The 19,371-nt window shown below is 70.3% G+C and carries 15 protein-coding genes and 1 other RNA gene; 8 read left to right on the top strand and 8 right to left on the bottom strand.

Annotated features, from left to right (window positions below):
• Positions 1–36 precede the first annotated feature (36 nt).
• The 3 genes from ETAA1_RS15345 (at position 37) to ETAA1_RS15335 (ending at position 3,651) form a co-directional block, all read left to right on the top strand.
• Entirely contained in the window at positions 37–1,188 is a 1,152-nt protein-coding gene (locus tag ETAA1_RS15345) for a Gfo/Idh/MocA family protein (protein WP_145239902.1), read from the top strand.
• 162 nt (positions 1,189–1,350) lie between these two features.
• On the top strand, positions 1,351–2,481 hold the full coding sequence (locus tag ETAA1_RS15340) for a glycosyltransferase (RefSeq protein WP_145239900.1): 1,131 nt from the start codon (positions 1,351–1,353) through the stop codon (positions 2,479–2,481).
• An 18-nt stretch (positions 2,482–2,499) separates the two neighbouring features.
• Complete coding sequence (locus ETAA1_RS15335) at positions 2,500–3,651, top strand: glycosyltransferase (protein ID WP_145239898.1); 1,152 nt, start codon at positions 2,500–2,502, stop codon at positions 3,649–3,651.
• A 111-nt stretch (positions 3,652–3,762) separates the two neighbouring features.
• Here the strand turns inward: ETAA1_RS15335 and ETAA1_RS15325 are convergent, their stop codons facing one another.
• From ETAA1_RS15325 to ETAA1_RS15305, 5 genes are read right to left on the bottom strand one after another with little or no spacing between them, the layout of a single operon-like run.
• Positions 3,763–3,999: a hypothetical protein gene (locus tag ETAA1_RS15325; protein WP_145239896.1), complete on the bottom strand. Its 237-nt coding sequence runs from the start codon at positions 3,997–3,999 to the stop codon at positions 3,763–3,765.
• Positions 4,000–4,010: 11 nt separating this feature from the next.
• The gene (gene mug, locus ETAA1_RS15320; protein WP_145239895.1) at positions 4,011–4,562 is read right to left on the bottom strand and encodes a G/U mismatch-specific DNA glycosylase; all 552 of its coding nucleotides are present in this window, start codon (positions 4,560–4,562) and stop codon (positions 4,011–4,013) included.
• A complete protein-coding gene (locus ETAA1_RS15315) occupies positions 4,559–5,905 on the bottom strand; it encodes a di-heme oxidoredictase family protein (protein ID WP_145239893.1) in 1,347 nt (448 codons plus the stop codon). Before ETAA1_RS15315 ends, mug begins: the two co-directional genes overlap by 4 nt.
• Before the next feature lie 42 nt (positions 5,906–5,947).
• Positions 5,948–6,754 carry an SPL family radical SAM protein gene (locus ETAA1_RS15310; RefSeq protein WP_202920915.1) on the bottom strand — a complete coding sequence of 269 codons (807 nt, stop codon included), beginning with the start codon at positions 6,752–6,754 and terminating at the stop codon, positions 5,948–5,950.
• A 31-nt stretch (positions 6,755–6,785) separates the two neighbouring features.
• Positions 6,786–7,124: a hypothetical protein gene (locus ETAA1_RS15305; protein ID WP_145239889.1), complete on the bottom strand. Its 339-nt coding sequence runs from the start codon at positions 7,122–7,124 to the stop codon at positions 6,786–6,788.
• Positions 7,125–7,481: 357 nt separating this feature from the next.
• Here ETAA1_RS15305 and ETAA1_RS15300 point away from each other — a divergent pair, with 357 nt between their 5' ends.
• The 5 genes from ETAA1_RS15300 to ETAA1_RS15280 all read left to right on the top strand — a co-directional run bounded on the left by ETAA1_RS15300 (position 7,482) and on the right by ETAA1_RS15280 (position 13,301).
• Complete coding sequence (locus ETAA1_RS15300; protein ID WP_145239887.1) at positions 7,482–9,530, top strand: PrkA family serine protein kinase; 2,049 nt, start codon at positions 7,482–7,484, stop codon at positions 9,528–9,530.
• 31 nt (positions 9,531–9,561) lie between these two features.
• An RNA gene (ffs, locus tag ETAA1_RS15295) (signal recognition particle sRNA small type) lies at positions 9,562–9,657 on the top strand.
• Positions 9,658–9,786: 129 nt separating this feature from the next.
• Positions 9,787–11,985 carry a tetratricopeptide repeat protein gene (locus ETAA1_RS15290; RefSeq protein WP_145239885.1) on the top strand — a complete coding sequence of 733 codons (2,199 nt, stop codon included), beginning with the start codon at positions 9,787–9,789 and terminating at the stop codon, positions 11,983–11,985.
• A 48-nt stretch (positions 11,986–12,033) separates the two neighbouring features.
• Positions 12,034–12,774: a YebC/PmpR family DNA-binding transcriptional regulator gene (locus ETAA1_RS15285; protein ID WP_145239883.1), complete on the top strand. Its 741-nt coding sequence runs from the start codon at positions 12,034–12,036 to the stop codon at positions 12,772–12,774.
• 77 nt (positions 12,775–12,851) lie between these two features.
• A complete protein-coding gene (locus tag ETAA1_RS15280; protein ID WP_145239881.1) occupies positions 12,852–13,301 on the top strand; it encodes a hypothetical protein in 450 nt (149 codons plus the stop codon).
• Between the two features lie 51 nt (positions 13,302–13,352).
• Here the strand turns inward: ETAA1_RS15280 and ETAA1_RS15275 are convergent, their stop codons facing one another.
• From ETAA1_RS15275 to ETAA1_RS15265, 3 genes are read right to left on the bottom strand one after another with little or no spacing between them, the layout of a single operon-like run.
• Positions 13,353–16,481, bottom strand: coding sequence for a WD40 repeat domain-containing protein (locus ETAA1_RS15275; protein ID WP_145239879.1), 3,129 nt, complete (start codon positions 16,479–16,481; stop codon positions 13,353–13,355).
• A 19-nt stretch (positions 16,482–16,500) separates the two neighbouring features.
• Positions 16,501–16,857 carry a hypothetical protein gene (locus ETAA1_RS15270; RefSeq protein ID WP_145239877.1) on the bottom strand — a complete coding sequence of 119 codons (357 nt, stop codon included), beginning with the start codon at positions 16,855–16,857 and terminating at the stop codon, positions 16,501–16,503.
• Between the two features lie 14 nt (positions 16,858–16,871).
• Positions 16,872–19,337: a DUF1553 domain-containing protein gene (locus tag ETAA1_RS15265; protein ID WP_145239875.1), complete on the bottom strand. Its 2,466-nt coding sequence runs from the start codon at positions 19,335–19,337 to the stop codon at positions 16,872–16,874.
• Positions 19,338–19,371 lie beyond the last annotated feature (34 nt).

Genomic DNA, 19,371 nt, shown 5'->3' with positions numbered 1-19,371 from the left:
CCCATCACACTCCTTCCACGCCGAGGTCGCTCTCCCATGCCGAGCAAGGAACTCCGGGTCGGGATGATCGGGTACGGGTTCATGGGCCGCGCCCACTCGAACGCGTACAAGCAGGTCGGCCAGTTCTTCCCGTCGGACTACCGCGTGGTCCTCAAGGCCGCGTGCGCCCGGGACGCGGCCAAGGCCAAGGAGTTCGCCGACCAGTGGGGCTACGAGTCGGTCGAGACCGACTGGAAGAAGCTCATCGCCCGCCCCGACATCGACGCGATCGACATCTGCACCCCGAACAACCTCCACAAGGAGATTGCGATCACCGCCGCCGCGGCGGGGAAGATGATCCTGTGCGAGAAGCCGCTGGCGATGAACGTGGCCGAGGGGCGCGAGATGGTCGCCGCCGTGGAGCGGGCCAAGGTGCCCAACATGGTGTGGTACAACTACCGCCGCATCCCGGCGGTCACGCTCGCCAAGAAGTTGATCGAGGAAGGCCGGCTCGGGAAGATCTTTCACTACCGGGCCAAGTTCCTCCAGGACTGGACGATCAACGCCGACCTGCCGCAGGGTGGGCAGGGGCTGTGGCGGCTGGATGTGGCCGCGGCCGGCAGCGGCGTCAGCGGCGACCTGCTCGCCCACTGCATCGACACGGCCGTGTGGCTGAACGGCTCGGTGGAGAGCATCTCGGCGCTTACCGAGACGTTCGTGAAGGAGCGGAAGCACAACCTGACCGGCAAGGTGGAGCCGGTCGGTATCGACGACGCCTGCATCTTCATGGGCAAGTTCAGCAACGGGTCGCTGGCGAACTTCGAGAGCACCCGCTACGCCCGTGGACACAAGGCGCAGTACACGTTCGAGATCAACGGCGAGAAGGCGAGCCTGGCCTGGGACCTGCACGACCTGCACCGCCTCCAGATGTTCGACTACAAGGACGAGGGCAAGATTCGCGGCTGGAAGTCGATCCACGTGACCGACAACGGCGGCGAGCACCCGTACATGGACAAGTGGTGGGTGCCGGGCCTCGCGGTCGGCTACGACTGCAGCTTCACGCACCAGGTCGCGGACTTCATCACGGGGCTGGAGACCGGCACGCCCGCCGGCCCGACCTTCCGCGACGCCCTGGAGACGCAGGCCGTACTGGACGCGATCCTCGACTCGGCCAAGTCCCACCAGTGGGTGCAGGTGGCGAAGGGGTGATTGTTCGCACCGACCACTCGGCCGCGGTCCGCACCGCGGCCGAACACTCTGCCAAAGCTCGCGTCACCCACCGTCAAACCGATCCCACTGGACACGCCCCCGCTGCGGGCCCTACACTCCCCATTCGTTTCAATCGCCCCTGCCGCACGGACGCGACCGGGAATGACCGTCGTCCACCTGACCGCGAGCACGTTCTACGGCGGCCCCGAGCGGCAGATGCTCGGGCTCGCTGACGCCCTCCCGGACTCCGTCCGCACCGCGTTCGTCAGCTTCCCGGAGGGCGGCCGGTGTGCCGCGTTCCTCGACGTGGTCCGCGACCGGGGGCGCGAAGCGGTCGCACTGCGGGCCGACTTCCCGCGGTTGATCCGCGTCACCGCCGAACTCACGGCCACGATCCGCGAGTTGGGATGTGAGATCTTGTTGTGCCACGGCTATAAGGCGAATCTGCTCGGCCGCGTCGCCGCGCGGCGGGTCGGGGTGCCGGCCGTCGCCGTGTCGCGCGGGTGGACGTGGCAGGACCGACGCGTCCGCGCCTACGAGTGGCTCGACCGACGGCACCTGCGGCTGATGGATCACGTCGTCGCGGTGTCGGAGGGGCAGGCCGCGCGGGTGCGGAACTGGTGCGGCGTGCCGGCCGGCCGCGTCAGCGTCGTCCGCAACTCGGCCCGCCTCGGCGCCTTCGCCACGACCGAACCGGCCCGCGGGCGGCTACTCGATTTCTTCCCGCGTGACAGCCGGGTGTCGCGGGTCGTCGTCGCGGCGGGTCGGCTCAGCCCCGAGAAGGGGTTCGGTGTCCTGATTGACGCCGCGACGGCGGTCCTGAAGGCGGACCCCGTGGCGGGCGTGGTGATCTTCGGCGAGGGCGTTCTGCGGGCGGAGTTGGAGCAACAGGTTCGCGCTCGCGGGCTCACCGGTCGAGTCGTGCTGCCCGGCTTCCGCGACGACCTGGATTCGCTCCTCGCCGCCGCGGACGTGGTGACGCTGCCGTCGTTCACCGAGGGGCTGCCGAACGTCGCGCTCGAAGCGAGCGCGGCCGGCGTCCCTGTCGTCGCGACGGCGGTCGGCGGCACGCCCGAAGTGATCGCCGACGGCGAGACGGGCTACCTCGTACAACCCGGTCGGCCTGACGAACTGGCCGACCGGTTGGTTCAGTCGCTGAAGGATGGCGCGCTGCGGGCACGCCTGGGGAACGCCGGTCGCGCACGGATGCAGCGGCTGTTCACGTTCGACGCCCAGGCGGCCGCGTATCTCGACCTGTTCGCCCGGCTCCGCCCGTCGCCCGTTGCCGTTTGACTGACCGGAGGGACACGGATGTCCGCACTCCTCGCGCCGCGCCTTGCCGATCCCGTCGCCCCGCCGGCCGCCGCGCCGGTCCGGGTGTCGTTCGTCATCGACCGCCTCACCCGCGCCGGCACCGAGAGCCAACTCGTCGCCCTCATCAACCACCTCGACCGGAGCCGCGTCCGGCCGTCGCTCGTGTTGCTCGACGGCGAAGATGATCTGTCCCGGGCGCTCGAGCCGGCCGACTGCCCCGTCGTGCGGCTCGGCGTGCGGAAGTTGCTGAGCCGCGGCGGCGTTCAAGCCGCTTCCCGGCTCCGGGCGTACTGGCGCGACACGCAACCGGACGTTGTGCAGACGTACTTCCAGGACTCGTCGTACTTCGGTGTGCCGGTCGCCCGCGCGGCGGGTGTGAAAGCCGTCGTGCGGGTGCGGAACAATCTCGGCTACGCCCTCACTCGTAAGGACCGCGTCGCCGGGCGCGTCATCCGGCCGTTCGTCAGCCGCTTCCTCACGAACACCGCCGCCGGCCGCGACGCCATCGTCGCCGGCGACGGCTACACGCCCGACCGCGTGGTCGTGCTGGAGAACGGCGTCGACACCCAGCGGTTCAACCGGTTCCTGCTGCCCGACACGACCAAGAAACGCGTCCGCGTCGGCTGTGTGGCGAACCTTCGGCCGGTGAAGAACATCGCCGGCCTGATGCACGCCGCGAAGCTGCTGCTGGAGCGGCACTCGTGCCTGGTGTTCGAGGTGGCCGGCGACGGCGAGCAGCGCGAGGAACTGGAGCGGCTTCACGCCGAGCTCGGCCTCGGCAGCCGGTTCGTGTTCCGCGGTTCGATCCCCGACGCGGCGGCCTTCCTGCGGACGGTCGAGATCGCGGTGTTGCCGTCCCACTCGGAGGGGATGTCGAACGCTCTGCTGGAGTACATGGCCGCCGGCCGGGCGGTCGTGGCCACCGCCGTGGGCGCGAACCCGACGCTGATCGACGACGGCCGGAGCGGCCAGATCGTGCCGCCGAATGACCCCACGGCCCTGGCCGAGGCGGTGGGCCGCTACCTGGAGCGGCCGCTGATGGCGGCGGCGTTCGGAGCGGCGGCCCGGCGAAAGGTCGAATCCGAGTTCAGCCGGGACGCGATGACGCGGCGATTCGAAGATTTCTTCCACGAGTTGGCCGGGCGATGACCCCTCAGCCAGCAGCGCCTCGTAACTCGCCGAACACGCGGGCCAAGGCGTCGGCCTGGTAGTGGGCGTTCAAACCACTCGGGCTGTGTAGACATCTGTGCGTTCAGGGTGCTACCGGATCCGCACCTTTTCCTTCGTCTCAGCAATCAGTTCTTCGAGTACTTGGAGCGGAATGTCGGTGCCGAATGTTTCGACCCAGAATTGTCCTGTAGCGTCCCAGAACACGACGCTTGCCACACGCAGATCTGCTCCGTCCTGTTGCCGGACGAGTTCAAATCCCTCGTAGCCTTGTTGAACGTCTTTGATCTTCCTCGACGTGTAACGTGCCCGCCCCCAAGTGAAATCCATGACAGAGCCTCTCAACCATGCGAGGGGCAAGCTACCCCACGCAGTTCTGAGAAAAGTGCAACCATCTTCTGCTGGTAAAAGACGTTCAGCCCGCTCGGATTTGGGAGCACCCACACCCGCGTCTCGCCGATCCGCTCCGGTTGCTCGCCGACGGCAGCTTTCGGCCTCCCGAACGCCACGCGATATGCGCCAACACCCAACACCGCCAGGAACGTCGGCGCGAGCCGTCTCAGCTTCTCGACGAGCACCAACCCGCCGGCACGGACCTCGTCATCGGCCAGTTCGTCTGCGGCGGCGGTGGCGCGGGAGACCACGTTCGTGATGCCGTAGCCGAGTGGCAGCAACTGCTGCTCCTCGGAGGGGTCAAACAGCCGCGGGGTGAACCCGGCGGCGTGGAGGGTCGGCCAGAAGCGGTTGCCGGGGCGGCCGAAGTGGTGGCCGATCGCCGCCGTGTACAGCCCCGGGTTGATGCCGCAGAACAGTACCTTCAACCCAGGGGCGGTCACGTCGGGAACAGTCTTGCCGGCGGCGGCGAGGAGATCGGCGCGGGTTGGTCTCTTCACTTCCGAGCCAGGCGGGTCACGGCCGAGTTTCGCAGGGGCTGCGCGTCCGGCGGCGCCTTCAGTGTACCGAGGAAGGCCAGCACCGACTCCTGGTCCGCGGCCGGCAGCTTCTTGAACCGCTCCGACACCGCCTTGCCGTTGCCGCGGTGCTTCAGCACGGCGTCCTTCAGACTCGGGGCCGTGCCGTCGTGCCAGTACGGGGCCGAGTCGGCCACGCCCCACAGCGGCGGCGTCTTCCACTCGTTCGGCTCCGTCTCGCTCCCCGGCCGGCCGGGCAGGTTCAGCTCTGGCGGGGCGGGGTCGTAAGCGCTTCCGCCGCGGCCGCCGCTCGGCACCGGGTCTTCCATCACGTACAGGAGGAAGTCGCTGTACACGCCGGTGACGCCGCCCAGGTCGGGGACGTGGCACGCGGCACAGCCGATCTCGCCGAACAGTTGCCTGCCGCGGGCCGCGTGCGCCCCGCCATCGGCCTCGATCGGCCGCGGGAGTGTCTTCACGAATGCCACCAGTTGCCGGACCTGTGTGCGGTCCAGGTCGGGCTCACTCGCCGGGCTGTGGCTCGTGAACGGCTGCGCCTGAGGGTTGTCCGGCGTGCCGAGGCCGAGTTCGTTCGCACACGCCACCGACACGAACTCGGACAGCGTGTGGAACTGACCGCGCCAGCCGAATTTGCCGACGCCGCCGGCGACGTGCCGGACCTTCCCGACGGGGATGTCGTCGAACTGGAGGGACAGTTCACGAACCGCGTTCTGCACGCCCCGGTTGCGGGCGTTGCGGAGGATGGCGCGGTCCGAAATCAGGTCGATCCAGCCGGCGCCGAACAGGGCCGTGGCCTGCACCGGTTGCGTCCGCACGGGGTTGAAGTCGGGGACGGTGATGGTCCGCTGACAGTCGGGAGTACCGGTCACGGTCGTGCTGCCGGTCACAGTCGGGTGGATCTGGCTGAGCCGGCCGATCGTCTCGCGCACGGCCGGGTTGGTGCTGAAGTTGTGGATGGTGCCGCTGCGGAAGGTGTGGTCGCCGGGCCGCGGCAGCACCTCGAAGCCCAACGCGTTGTGCTCGTTCGCCCCGCCGCCGCCGAGCCCGCCCTGGAAGTGGCAGGCGGCGCACGACCGGGCGTTGAACACCGGCCCGAGCCCGTCGCCGCGGGCCATCGGGTCGTTCGCGCTCCACTCGCGCTCGAACAACTCCCGGCCCGCGGCGATCTCCGAGGCCGAGGCCGACGGGCCGCGCCAGATCGGCAGGCCGTCCGAGAAGAACGTCCAGTACCCGACCGCGACGGCGGTCACGACCATCCCCAGGCCGAACACTTTGCGCTGACCGGACGGCGACAGGCGGCTCATGGCGGCCCTCCACGACGTGCGAGACCATCCGACGGGACAACGTCACGCGGGGCGAGTCATTTCAGCGGGCGGGAAGAATCCAGCCTCGCCTTCGAACGTGGGGTAGCGGGTGCGCAGCACGTCGGCAAACGCGCGGTATCGTTCCGGCGACCACTCGGTCCGGGCGAGTAGGACGCGGGCGGCGCCGCCGGTGTCGGCCCCGAAGCCGCCGCCGGCGGCGTGGAAGTCCTGGCACACCAGTACCGCGGGGGCGAAGGCCGCCAGCCGCGCGGCGAAGGCGTCCGGGTCGGCGAGCGGCAACGTCGGCGTGACGCAGAGCCCGACGGGGACGCCGGCGGCCTTCAGTTCCTCGGCCACGACCCACCGGCGTTCGAGCGGCGGCGCCTTCGGCTCGAACGCCCGCCGCACGTCTTCCGAATCGGTCGGGACGGACAGGTTCACGCGGACGTGGCGGAACTCCCGCAGCAGGTCGATGTCGCGGACCACGAGCGGCCCCCGGGTCTGGATCACGAGCCGGGGCTGATGCGGGAGGAGGGCTTCGAGAATGCCGCGGGTCAGGAACAGACTTCGTTCCGCGGGTTGGTACGGGTCGGTGACGCTGGACATGTACACGGCCGCACCGGCGACCTTCTTAGCCTTCCGACGGGCCAGTTCGACCGCGTTCGTCTTCGCGGTGAGCCAGCGGCCCCATTCTTCAACCGGGCGGCGATTCTGCGGCAGGAACGCGGCGTAGCAGTAGGTACAGCCGAATGTGCAACCGACGTAGGGATTACAGGTCCAGTCGAACCCGCCGCGGCGGATGAAGCCGGTGGCGGGCGAGAAGATGGAACGCGATTCGATCACGTCCACGTGAGGGGTTCCGCGCGCCGACAGCCCGGCGTTACTTCTTCGCGGCGGGCGTGCCGAAGTCGATGCCGAACAGCCACGCGCCGCTTTCGGCCGGCGTCGGCACGGCCTTCGGGCCGGGGGTGCCGGCCGGCGTCACGGGCGTGTTCGCCGCGTCCTTCTTGGCGCTCTCGACCTGCGTGCCGATGAACTCGCCGACGTGCCGGGCGCCCTCGCCGGCGTCCTTCACGACGCGGCTCGTGTCCACGTTCGTGGTCACCTGGAGGGTGCCGTCGGAGCTTTTGGTGACGCTCAACTTGTACCACCCGAGGTACCAGCCGACGCCGCCGAACCCGACCACCAGCGCCCCGACCAGGGCGAGCATGTTTCGCATCGGTGAAGCCCTCCGTGGAAGCGACCCGAACCCGCCGGCCGCCCGGCCGGTCTACCCACCGGCGGGCCGCGGCGCCTAGCCCAGTGTACGCGACACGAACGCCGGCCGCGCGGCCAACATGCGCGGACACTTGGACGGACCCCTTCGATCAGGTAGAATGGGGCGCGGCGGGTAAATCCTCGCCAGCACTTGTACCCGGTCGGCCCGACGGGGTAACCTGTCGGCCAACCGCGACCCGAATTCCCCCTCCCGATCCCGCCGAGTCACGCCGGCGGGCCGCGCCACTCGCCCCTTCCCGGGCGCGGCCGGGCGGAGCCCGACACCAGGCGGCCCACGCCGCCCCGGAGGATACAGCCCATGGCAGCTGCCGCCGCGATCCTCGACAGCATCCGCTCCCAGATCGACCTCACCGACTACAAGAAACTCCACTGGGAGGGGTCGTTCCAGGACTACCTGAACACCGTCCTCGCGCAGCCGGCGGTCACCCGCACCGCGTACCAGCGGCTGTACGACATGGTCATGTCGCACGGCACCGAGGACATCTACGAGAACAAGGACAAGCTCACCCGGTTCAAGTTCTTCACCGACTTCGCCGCCCGCCACGGCGACGGCATCTACGGCCTCGACCGGTCGCTGATGCAGCTGGTGAACACGTTCAAGAGCGCCGCCCTCGGGTACGGCACCGAGCGCCGCGTGATCCTGCTCCACGGCCCGGTCGGCAGCGCGAAGAGCACCATCGCCCGGCTCCTGAAGCGCGGCCTGGAGGAGTACAGCCGGACGGACGAGGGGATGCTGTTCTCGTTCTCGTGGAAGGGGCCGGACGGCACCTGGGTAAAAGACCCGATGCACGGCGAGCCGCTGCAACTGGTACCGGAAGAGTACCGCGCCGAGCTGGTGGGCCGGCTGAACGAGAACGGCGCGAAGCCCTACGCCTACGAGGTCCGCATCAAGGGCGACCTGTCGCCGTTCAGCCGGTACGAGTACGCCACCCGCCTCCAGAAGTACGACGGCGACTGGCTGAAGATGCTGGACAACGAGGTGCGGGTCTACCGGATGCTGCTGTCCGAGAAGGACCGCGTCGGCATCGGCACCTTCCAGCCGAAGGACGAGAAGAACCAGGACAGCACCGAGCTGACCGGCGACATCAACTACCGCAAGATCGCGGAGTACGGCAGCGACAGCGACCCGCGGGCGTTCAACTTCGATGGCGAACTGAACATCGCCAACCGCGGCATCGTCGAGTTCATCGAGGTGCTGAAGCTGGACGTGGCCTTCCTGTACGACCTGCTCGGGGCGAGCCAGGAGCACAAGATCAAGCCGAAGAAGTTCGCCCAGACGGACATCGACGAAGTGATCCTCGGCCACACCAACGAGCCCGAGTACCGCCGGCTCCAAAACAACGAGTTCATGGAGGCCCTGCGGGACCGCACGGTCAAGATCGACATCCCCTACGTCACCCGGCTGCGGGACGAGGTGAAGATTTACGAGAAGGACTACAGCACCGCGAAGGTCCGCGGCAAGCACATCGCCCCGCACACCGTCGAGGTGGCGGCGATGTGGGCCGTGCTGACCCGGCTGACGCCGCCGAAGCACGCCAGCCTGAGCGTGCTGCAAAAGCTGAAGCTGTACAACGGCAAGACGATGCCGGGCTTCACCGAAGACAACGTCATCGAGCTGAAGCGGGACGCCGTGGCCGAGGGGATGACCGGGATCAGCCCGCGCTACATCCAGGACAAGATCAGCAACGCCCTGGTGGCCCACCCGGACGAGGACAACATCAACCCCTTCATGGTCATGAAGGAGCTTGAAGACGGCCTGCGGCACCACTCGCTGATCAAGGACGAGGACCAGTACCGGCACTACAAGGAGTTGCTGAGCGTCGTCCGCGAGGAGTACGAGGACATCGTCAAGAACGAGGTGCAGCGGGCGATCGCGGCCGACGAGGACGCGCTGGTCCGGCTGTGCGGCAACTACATGGACAACGTGAAGGCGTACACCCAGCGGGAGAAGGTGCGCGACCGCTACACCGGCAACTACGGCGAGCCCGACGAGCGGCTGATGCGCAGCGTCGAGGAGAAGATCGACATCCCCGAGGGCCGCAAGGACGACTTCCGCCGCGAGATCATGAACTACATCGGCGCCCTGGCCATCGACGGCAAGAAGTTCGACTACAAGACTAACGAGCGGCTCCAGAAGGCGCTCGAGTTGAAGCTGTTCGAGGACCAGAAGGACTCGATCAAGCTGAGCAGCATCGTGTCGAACGTGGTGGACAAGGCGACGCAGGAAAAGATCGACGTGGTGAAGTCTCGACTCATCCGCAACTACGGCTATAATGAGTCGAGTGCTACCGACGTGCTGAACTTCGTGGCGAGCATCTTCGCCCGGGGGAATCCGAAGCCGAAGTAGGCAACGAGACACGGCCGCCGGGGTTCGGAGGGGTGGGGGCCTGACCGACCTGAAGGTATGAACCTGGTCAGGGCGGAAGCAGCAGCCATAAGTGCTGGAGGGTGCGGCTCAGGGCACCCCCATCCTTTCCGAGCCCCGGTGGTCAACCGACCGGCCCGCCAGCAACCCTGGCGGGCCGGTTGCGTTTGGCGTTCGCTCACGCCGTCCGGTGCGATAGAATCCCACCCACCCGCGGACCGTGCGGCAGGAGGTGGCCATGTCCCCCGGGCTCTTCGCCGGATTACTGCTCCTCGCACCTCCCGACCCGCCACGCGAGTGGTCGCCCGCCCACCGCGACGCCGTGGCGCGCTACGGGGCCGCGCTGCTCCAGTCCCGCCGCGACCGCCTCCTCACGGCGGCCGCCGGCTTCGAGAAGGCCGCGAAGGACGACCCCGCGGCGACCGAACCCCTGATGGAACTGGTCCGCATCTACAGCCAGAGCGGCCGCGAGCCCGACGCCGTGCGCGCCGCCCGCACCGTGCTCGAACGCGACCCCGCCAACACCGCCGCCGGCCTCGCACTCGCCCGGCTCCTGTTCGGCCTCGGCGAACTGGGCGAGGCAGCGACGGTCGCGAAGGGCGTCGCCGGGGGAATGAATGCCGACGCGACGCCGGAGCGGGTCGTCACCGCGTGCCGCGACCTGGGCACCATCCTGGAGAAGGCCAACGACGCGGCCGGCGCGGCAGACGCACTCGGCCGGGCGCGCGACGTGTTGATCCAGCACCGCAAGCGGCTCGTCGTCCCCGGCGGGTTCAGCGCGACCGAAGCGGATACGGCCCTGGCCGACTGTCACGAGCGGATCGGAAAAGCGCTCGTGGCCCAGAAGAAAGCCGACGCTGCGGCCGAGTCCTTTCGAGCGGCCCACGCGATCTACGCTGACTCCAAGCGGCTGAACGACGCCAGCGCCGCGGCGCGGCTTGACTGGAACCTGTCCGGGGCCCTCGCCGCGAAGGGCGAACCGGCCGCTGCCCTACGACACCTCGACGCCTTCCTCAGGCTCCGCCCGCAGGCCGTCGAGCCCTACGAGCGCCTCGCCGACCTGCTGAGGCAAGCGAACCGGCCCGACGACGTGCTGCCGCTCCTCCGCGGGCAGAGTGCGGCCGACCCGCGGAATTTACCACTGCAAGCAGTCCTCGCCGCAGAGTCGGCGCGGGTGCCCGGTTCGCGGGCGGAAGCGGACGACTTGTTCGCCCGCCTCGGGGAGCAGACCAACGACCCGAAAATCGTCCGTGCCGTGGTTCGCTCGCACGTGCAGACCGGCCGGCCGGGGCGGGTTCTGAACGACTTCGACACCTGCTTCAAGACACTGAAGGACCGCGACGAGGGCGGCTCGGCACGCGTCGCCGAGCGCGACTTCGCCGCCGAACGGACGCGGGTGCTGGGCGAGCTGCTGCGGGCGGAGGCGGGCTGGGCGAACGCCGTCGTCACCGCCGGGGCCGACGACCTGGCCGCGGGACGGAAGCACGAGTACGGCACGACGCACGTACTCGGCGTCCTCGCGGCCCGGCACGGCCGGATCGACCTGGCCGTCGTGCAGTTCCGGCAGGCCGTTGCCGCGGCCCCACGCGACACGCAGCCGGCCGCCTACGGGGCGCTCATCGACGCGCTCTGGCGCGCTCGCAAGCCGGCCGACGTCGCAGCCGTCTGTCGTGAAGGGCTCCGCGTCGCCGACGGCGTCGCGCCGGCGTACTTCCACTTCCACCTCGCCTACGCACTGGCGGAACTCGGCGACGTGGCCGACGCGCTGGCCGCCGCGGACCGAGCCATCACGATGGCCGGCGACGCCGACCGCCTGACCGTGCGGCTCCGCAAGCTCACGGTCCTGAAGGTGCTCGGCCGGTGGGACGAGTCCATCGCCCTCGGCCGCCGGCTGCTGGACGAGTTCGACGCGCCCGCCGACCGCGAGCGGACCCGCTACGCCCTCGCCGGAGCGTACTGGGGTGCGAAGCGCGAGGCCGAAGCGGAGGCGGAGTTGCGGGCGATTCTCGACCGGGACCCGGACCACGCCGGCGCGTGCAACGACCTGGGCTACCACCTCGCCGACCGCAACCGCAGCCTGGAGGAAGCCGAGCGCCTGGTGCGCCGGGCGGTCGCCCGCGACCGGCTCGACCGCCGCAGGGCCGGTGACGTGGACCCGGACAACCCCGCGTACCTCGACAGCCTGGCGTGGGTGCTGTTCCGCCGCGACAAGCTGCCCGAAGCGCGGGCGCTCCTGGAGCGCGTCTCGGTCATTCCCGAAGGCGCAGCCGACCCCGTGGTGTGGGACCACCTCGGCGACGTGTGCTTCCGGCTGGACGACAAGCCGGCGGCGAAGGCGGCGTGGGAGCGGGCCGCGGCCCTGTACCCGACCGACCACCGCGGCCGCCGCGACGGCCGGCTCGACGAGGTGCGGCGGAAGCTGCGGCGGGTGCCGTGACCGGTCCGTATACTCACTCTTTCGAGCCGCGGGACCGAGGTCGAGGACATGGCCGGACACAGTCATTACAAGAACATGGTGCGGCACAAGAATGCCGTGGACGCCAAGCGGGGCAAGCTGTTCAGCAAACTCAGCCGGTACATCATCATCGCCGCCCGGAACGGCGGCGGCGACCCGACGATGAACCTCAAGCTCCGCTACGCGATCGACAAGGCCCGGTCGGTGTCGATGCCCAAGGAGAACATCGAGCGGGCGATCAAGCGCGGCACCGGCGAGTTGGAGGGCGTGGACTACGCCGAAATCCTGTACGAGGGCCGTGCCGCGGGCGGGATCGCCGTCCTGGCCGAGATCCTCACCGACAACCGCAACCGCACCGCGGGCGAGATCAAAAAGATCTTCGAGCGGGCGAACGCCGAGGTCGGCAAGCCCGGGTCGGCGGCGTACCTCTTCGATCGCAAGGGGTTCTTCGCCGTAGACGCGACCAAGTACCCGGACGAAGAGCGGCTGATGACCGCAGTCCTGGAGGCCGGCGCCGAAGACCTGACGCGGGAAGGGGACGTGTTCGAGATCACCTGCGACCCGTCCAGCTTCTCGGCCGTGCTCGACGCCCTGACGGCGGCCGACGTGGAGCCAGCTGAGGCTGAGGTGAAGTACCTTGCCAAGACGTTGCAGGACGTGGACGTGGAGACCGGCAGAAAGGTGGTGCGGCTGATGGAGGCGCTCGACGACCACGACGACGTGCAGACCGTCCACACCGACGCGGCACTGACCGAAGAGATGGGGGAGTAACCCGCGCAAGTCCCCCAGCCTGCCGCGTTCGTGCGCCGACAGGCTCGCAGCCCGCGGGCCACCGTGAGGAACCACCCGTGACCACCCTCGTCCTCGGCCTCGCCCTCAGCACCCCCGCCCAGCCGCCGGTCGTCGTCGTCGGCCGTCCGGTCGTCGCCCCGCACCTCCGCCCGCTACCGCCCGTCGTCGTGGCCCGGCCGATCGTCGTGCCGCCGCCGGTGGTCGTGGCGCGTCCGGTGGTCGTCGTGCCGCCGCCGGTCGTGGAGGCCCCGCCGCCGGTCGCGGCGCTGACGCTCGAACAGTTCTCGCGCGTGTTCGCCCCGACGCCCGGCCGGCACCACTACTGGATCATTCACCCGCGGACGTGCCAGCCGGTGGAGGTGTGCTTCGTACTGCCGAACTGCGGCCGGCTGGACCGCGTGCGGGTGAACCGCGACAGCATCCACATCGACATCGACAACCCGGACTACGACGTGGACGTGGACTTCCGCCACGACGGTAGCGTCCGGGTGCGGTACAGCGACTGAGTTGCTCCGGCACGAAGCCCACCCGCCGCGGCGGGTGGGCTTCGTTCGTTTCTACGGCACCACCTTGAGCGGCAGCGACCGTGCCGCGTGTTCCGTGTTCTTCGCCTCGTGCCGGGCCAGTACCACGATCGGGTGCTCCGTCGGCTTCACCCACGGCTCGCAGTACAAGGTCACCTCGCGGCTCGTGTCGCGCTCCGTCACGAGGATGCCGTTCAGCCCCACGTTCATGACGCGGACGCCGTGTGGCAAGCCCCGCACGTCCAACGGCACCCGACCGCCGAAGCCGTTGCGGCGTTCGATGTCCACCGTGAACTTCACCTCCTGACCCGGCCGGACGACCAACTCCGCCTGCCGGACGGTGGTGCGGACGTCGGCGGTGTCGAGCGCCTTCGGGGCACCGCCAGCGGCCTCGCGCGTCACGTCTTTACCGTCGATCCGGGCCGTGCCGACGAGCTTCAGCATCGCCCCGGCCGGCACGACGGCGTCGGCGGAGGCGGACAGCGCGAACGCGGTGCCGAGCTGGCCGGCCTCGATGCTCGATTCCGGGGCATGAAACCCGGGCGGCAGCCCCTCGAGCTTCAGGCGGATCGGCCCGTCGAAGCCGTCGCGGCGGGTCGCGGTCACGCTCACCGGCACGGCCCCGTTCCGCCACACGGCCGGCGCCGTCGGGTTGAACGCGAGCGCGAAGTCGGGGCGCGGCGGCCGCACGGTGACGCGGAAGGCGTGCGTCGGCCCGCCGGCCCCGCGGGTGTCGCTGACGCGGACCTGGTACACGCCCTCGGCGGGCGCCTCGAACAGGAGGCGCGAGTCGGTGCCGAAGCCGGGGCCGCCGTCGTCGTTGCGGTAGTTCAGGGCGAACACCGGCTGACCGTTCGGCGGGAAGGTGCGGCCCGGCGGGTGAACCTCGACGCGGTACATCGGGCTGTCCATGCTGTGGTGGCACGGCGTGGTGTCAAGGAACCCGACGCGGCGGCCACCGGCCTGGTAGAACTGGCAGTCGTCGTCCGGGTTGCGGGGCAGGGCCAGGATCTTCATCACCTCGCCGTCGACGTACAGGTAGTCGTCGATCGCCAGGTCGGGCCAGACGGTCAGGCGGATGCCGGGTACGGCGGAGTCGTGGTCGCGGAAGGCCACGAACGTCCTCGTCGTCGCTCGCAGAACCGCGCGCGGCACCGGCTTCCCGGCCGCGTCCAGCACCTCGGCGACGGAGTCCACCGGCGACCCGGCGCGGGCCGCGGTCACTTCGACGAGCAGCTTCTCACCCTTCTTCGCGGCGAACCGCACCGTCCGGGCGTCGCCCGGCTTGGCCAGGATGCCGTCGGCGGTGCCGGGAACGCGGACCTCGCCGCCGGTGGGGTCGATCACGGCCGACGGGAACTCGTCCACGATCACCTGGGCCGCGCCGAGCGGTCGCTCGCCAGTCTGGGGCAGGGGCACGTTCACCTTCGAGCCGGGCGCCGCGTCCGCCGGCACAGTGACGGGGATCGTCAGCGTGTCGTCGCCGAGGTGGACGCCGCTGACGTGTACGGTGGTGATGCGGCCGCGCTGCACGCCGAGCGGGAAGACGCCGGTGACGACGGGCACGTCGCCCAGGTGCAGCCGGTACGTGAAGTCGGTGCCGCCGCGGTACTCGCGGTCGCGGACGCCGACGGCGTAGCCGCCCGCCGCCGGGACGCGGAAGCCGAGCACGGCGCCGCCCTCGGCCAGAACCCGGCCGTCGGCGTCGGTGAGAACGAGGACGGGGTCGAGCTTCGAGCCAAGCTCGGCGGCGACGACCTGCACCCCGATCGGGTCGCCGGCCTTGGCGGTGAAGCGGAAGTAGTCCACGTCGCCGGCGCGGTCGATGGCCCCCGTCACGGTGCCGGGGAGGCCGACGAGCATGGACTGCCGCGCCGAGTCGGTGTTGCCGGACTCGGGGACGGCGGCGTGCCGGTCGACGGCGAGCGTCAGCGGCGGCGACTTGCCGCCCGGCCCCTCGAGCGTCAGCACCACCGGCCCGACCGCGGCACCCGGCGGCACCGTCACTTCGAGTTCGAGCCCCGTCGCGCTACGCCCCGTCGGGACGATCTTCCCGGTGACGCCCGGCACGTTCGCGGTCAGGCCGGTCGCCTGATCGAGTTGCTTCCCGGCGACCGCGACGCGGGTCGTCTTGCCGCGCGGCACCCCGGTCGGGTTGGCCTTCTCGGCCTTCGGCGGGGCCGCCTTCGCGGGGAGCGGCCGGGCCGTCGGTTGTCCGGTCGACGCGTCGACGAGCAGGGCGGTGCCGTCGAACAGGCCGAGCGCCAGTTGCTTGCCGTCGCGGCGGACGGCGAAGCCGAGCACGACGTCGGGTTGGGCGGGGAACACGCGCGTCTCGGTCATTTTCGACGCGTCCCAGGCCTTGACGCCGCCGTCCTCCGCGACGCTGAACAGCGCTTTGCCGTCGCCGCTAAACCCGAGTCGGCTGACGGGCCGCGGGTGGGCGAAGACGGAATGCACGAGCCGCCCGCCGGCGCGATCGACGGCCCACACGCGGATGCTGCGGTCCACGCCGGCGGCGGCGAGGTGGCGGCCGTCCGGGTTCCACGCCAGGGCGTACAGCCAGTCGGTGGACTCGCCGAGCGTGTACAGGCGGGTGCCGGTCAGCACGTCCCAAACCTTCACGGCCCGGTCGCCGGCCGCGGACGCGAGCAGTAGCCCGCCCGGCTGGAAGGCCAGAGCGTAGATCGTGTCGCTGTGGTCGCGGAGCGAATGAACCAGCTTCGCAGTGCCGTCCGGGGCCAGCTCGTAGACCTGGATGACGCGGTCGTAGCCTGCGGTAGCAAGCCGGGTACCGTCGTCGGACACGGCGACGGCGTACACGCTGTCCTTGTGCGTCGCGGCGGCCTTCGCCGGGCCGGCCGGCTTGCCCGCGGCGTCGAGCGGCACGACCGCCACCACTCCCGACTTTCCCGGCTCCCCGGCCGCGACCGCCAGCCACGCCCCGGACGGCGCAAACGCCAGTGCGGTGACGCGGCCGGTCACACCGGCGACGCTGCCGACTTCCGCCGCCGTGCTGGGGTCGAACAGCTTCACCCCGCCGTGCAGGCCGAAGGCGACGGTCTTGGCCTGTGGGTGGTACGCCGCCGCGGACACGGCGGGGGCCGCCGCCGCAAACCCCGGGGCGACGAGCACGAGCGCGAGGGAGAGGAGCCGCGGCATCGGTGAACAGCCTGATGGGTTAGCGGAGAACGGCGGCGACAGCGGCGCCGACCGAGGCGAGCATGACGAGCACCGCGAGAGAGCAACTGCCACAGCCGTCGGCCGCGGCGCCGACCGCGCTGCCGACACCGTCGGCGACGGCCCCGATCCCGTCCGCCGCCCCGCCGACAGCCTCGGCCGCACCGGACGCGAACGAACCGACAGTCTCCGCAACGCCGGAGATGCCGTCGCCGACGGTGCCGATCACGTCGATGCCGTCGGCAGCGCCGCCGAAAACGTCGCCGAAGCGGTTGACGGTGGTCTGCTCGTCCTCGGGCGGCACCGGGGGCAACGGCTCGAGCGGAAGGCCGTCGGGGCCGAATTCGGTCGGAGGCACGGGCGGGCTCCGTTTCAGTGGTTGAACAAGAACTCGCGGCCGGTCAGTACGGCCCAGGCGAAGTCCTCGAGCGCCTCGCGGCGGGCGGCGGGGCTCTCGCGGCCGGCCTCGGCCAGGATGCCGACGAACCGGTCGCGCTCCTCCGCCGTCGGGGCGCGGCTCAGCGCGGCGAGGTACAGCCGGTCCACGACCTCGCGGTCGCTCAGTTTCGCGTCCACCCAGCGGGCCACGACCGACGTGCCGCTACGAAGCTTTTCGTTCAACGTCTGGCCGTTATTGAGGTGAAGTGCCTGCCCGACGCTCGCGTCCGCGGTCCGCTCGCAGGAGCACGTGGCCACGCGCTCCGGCCGGCCGAAGGCCTCCAGGAAGCGCGACACGGCGAGCGAATCCGGCAGCTGCATCGCCCGCGTGCCGAGCGGGTAACTGGTCGTCGGCGTCGTAGAATCACCGGCCGCCGACTTCAGCTGGTTGAAGGCCGTCGGCACACCCGTCACGTCCGAGTAGGCGTCGAGAATGACCTCGGCCGGGAGCCGGCGCAACAGGTAACGCGAGTAGAAGCGGTCGTCCGCGGCGTTGGCCGGGCTCGCCCTCGACGCACGCTGGTAGGCCGCCGAGCGCGTCACGGTGCGGATCAGGTGCTTCACGTCGAACCGGTTCGTCACGAAGTCCGCGGCGAGGGCGTCGAGCAACTCGACGTTGGTGGCGGGGTTGGTGTCGCGCAGGTCGTCCTCGGTCTCGACCAGCCCCCGACCCATCAGGCTCTTCCAGACGCGGTTCACCGCGGCCCTGGCGAAGTACGGGTTCTCCGCGGCCGTGAGCCAGTCGGTGAAGTGCACGCGGCGGTCACGCGAGTCGCCCTCGGGCACGGCCTTGCCGTCCAGGGGCGTCGGCGGCATGGCCACGCCGCGCCGCAGGTGCAGGGCGTCGCCGTCGGCCCGCGGCTGGATCAGCACCTCGCCGGGGCGGTCGCCGTTCTTCAGGCCGACGCGGGCGAACAGGTTGGCGAACTGCCAGTACTGGTCCTGCGTCCAGCGCTCCAGCGGGTGGTTGTGGCAGCGGGCGCAGGTGATGGACGTGCCCATGAACGTGACCGCGGTCGATTCGGCCAGGTCGGACACGTCGCGGTGGAGGACGAAGTAGTTGCCGCGGCCGTTCGTCAGAGTGCTACCCGACGCGGTGAGGATGTCGCGGGCGAAGCGGTCCCACGGCTGGTTGTCGGCCACCGACTGCCGCACCGATCGGTAGAACGCCCACATCGCCGGCTGCGGCAGCCGCCGGCTCGACACCAGCAACAGGTCGGACCACTTCATCGTCCAGTAGTCCACGTACTCGGGCCGGTCCAACAGCCGGTCGATGAGCCGCTCGCGCTTCCGCGCGTCGGTGTCGGCGAGGAACGCGGCCGTTTCCTCGGGCTTGGGTAGGACGCCGCACACGTCGAGGAACACGCGCCGGACGAACTCGCTGTCCGAACAGGTGCCGTTCGGCGCGACGCGGAGGAGTTGCAGTTTCTTGAGTACGAGCACGTCGACGAAGCCGGCCCCGGCCGGCGGCGTGAACGCGGCGGCATCGACCGGCGTCGCGAACGGGGCGGTAACGGTGAGGGCCGCGACCTTCGTGCCGAACAACACCGACACGGCCGCCTCGCCGTGCCCGACGACCGTGACCACGCCGTCTTCGGTGACCGTCGCCGCCTGCTCCTCACTGGACACGAACTTGGCCCAGCGGGTCACGTCCTCGACGGTGCCGTTCGCGTAGACGGCACGAACAACGACGCGGACCGTGTCCCGCGGCTTCAGCAACGCCGCGCGCGGGAACACGTCGAGCCGCACCAACTCCGGCTCCGCGGCCGCGGGAACAGTCGCCCCGGCGGTGACCCACTGGAGGAGCAGCGCGTGGTGGTCGGAGTCGGCCTCGAAGCGCGTGCCGCCGGCGTGCGGCAGGGCGCGCGTCGCCTTCTGGAGCATCAGGCTGTCGGCGGGGCGTGCAAGGTCGACGCGGCGGGCGACGACCTGGCGCGTGAGAGCGAAGTGATCGGCGTCGGGGTCGTAGCCGCGGAGCGACAGCTTGAGCCCACCCTTGCCGGCGAGGGCCCCGTGGCACGCCCCCGAGTTGCAGCCGGTCCGCGTCAGCGTCGGGACGACGTGGTTGCGGAAGCCCCAGCCCGACACGCCCGTCGACGCCGTCAGCTTCACCTGTAGCGACCGGCCGTTGACTGTCACCGTGACGGTGCCGTCGCCGTCACCGACGGCGGTAACAAGCCCGTCCGCGGTCACCTTCGCCACGGAAGTGGTGGAACTGGTGTAGGTCGCCTTCGTAGTGTGATCGGCGACGACGCGGCCGTTCTCCTCCTCGACGACCAGGAGTTGCTGGACGCGGTTCGGTCCCGACACTGCGACCGCGGGCGGGTAGACTTTCAACTCGCCGGCCGCACAAACGCCGGGGGCGAGCAGAAGCACGAGTCCGAGGGCCGTCTGCCGCATCGCGGGTATCCTGGGGAGAACTCTTCGGGGGCAC

It is taken from the genome of Urbifossiella limnaea (assembly GCF_007747215.1).
GTDB lineage: Bacteria > Planctomycetota > Planctomycetia > Gemmatales > Gemmataceae > Urbifossiella > Urbifossiella limnaea.
Note: the sequence above shows the minus strand (reverse complement) of the source record. Positions and strands in the feature narration are given on the sequence as shown.

Coding starts and splice junctions, on each gene's coding strand:
- ETAA1_RS15275 (WP_145239879.1), bottom strand. CDS start 16,481: ATGCCGCGGCTCCTCTCCCTCGCGCTCGTGCTCGTCGCCCCGGGGTTT.
- ETAA1_RS15335 (WP_145239898.1), top strand. CDS start 2,500: ATGTCCGCACTCCTCGCGCCGCGCCTTGCCGATCCCGTCGCCCCGCCG.
- ETAA1_RS15285 (WP_145239883.1), top strand. CDS start 12,034: ATGGCCGGACACAGTCATTACAAGAACATGGTGCGGCACAAGAATGCC.
- ETAA1_RS15325 (WP_145239896.1), bottom strand. CDS start 3,999: ATGGATTTCACTTGGGGGCGGGCACGTTACACGTCGAGGAAGATCAAA.
- ETAA1_RS15300 (WP_145239887.1), top strand. CDS start 7,482: ATGGCAGCTGCCGCCGCGATCCTCGACAGCATCCGCTCCCAGATCGAC.
- ETAA1_RS15315 (WP_145239893.1), bottom strand. CDS start 5,905: ATGAGCCGCCTGTCGCCGTCCGGTCAGCGCAAAGTGTTCGGCCTGGGG.
- ETAA1_RS15340 (WP_145239900.1), top strand. CDS start 1,351: ATGACCGTCGTCCACCTGACCGCGAGCACGTTCTACGGCGGCCCCGAG.
- ETAA1_RS15265 (WP_145239875.1), bottom strand. CDS start 19,337: ATGCGGCAGACGGCCCTCGGACTCGTGCTTCTGCTCGCCCCCGGCGTT.
- ETAA1_RS15345 (WP_145239902.1), top strand. CDS start 37: ATGCCGAGCAAGGAACTCCGGGTCGGGATGATCGGGTACGGGTTCATG.
- ETAA1_RS15290 (WP_145239885.1), top strand. CDS start 9,787: ATGTCCCCCGGGCTCTTCGCCGGATTACTGCTCCTCGCACCTCCCGAC.
- ETAA1_RS15305 (WP_145239889.1), bottom strand. CDS start 7,124: ATGCGAAACATGCTCGCCCTGGTCGGGGCGCTGGTGGTCGGGTTCGGC.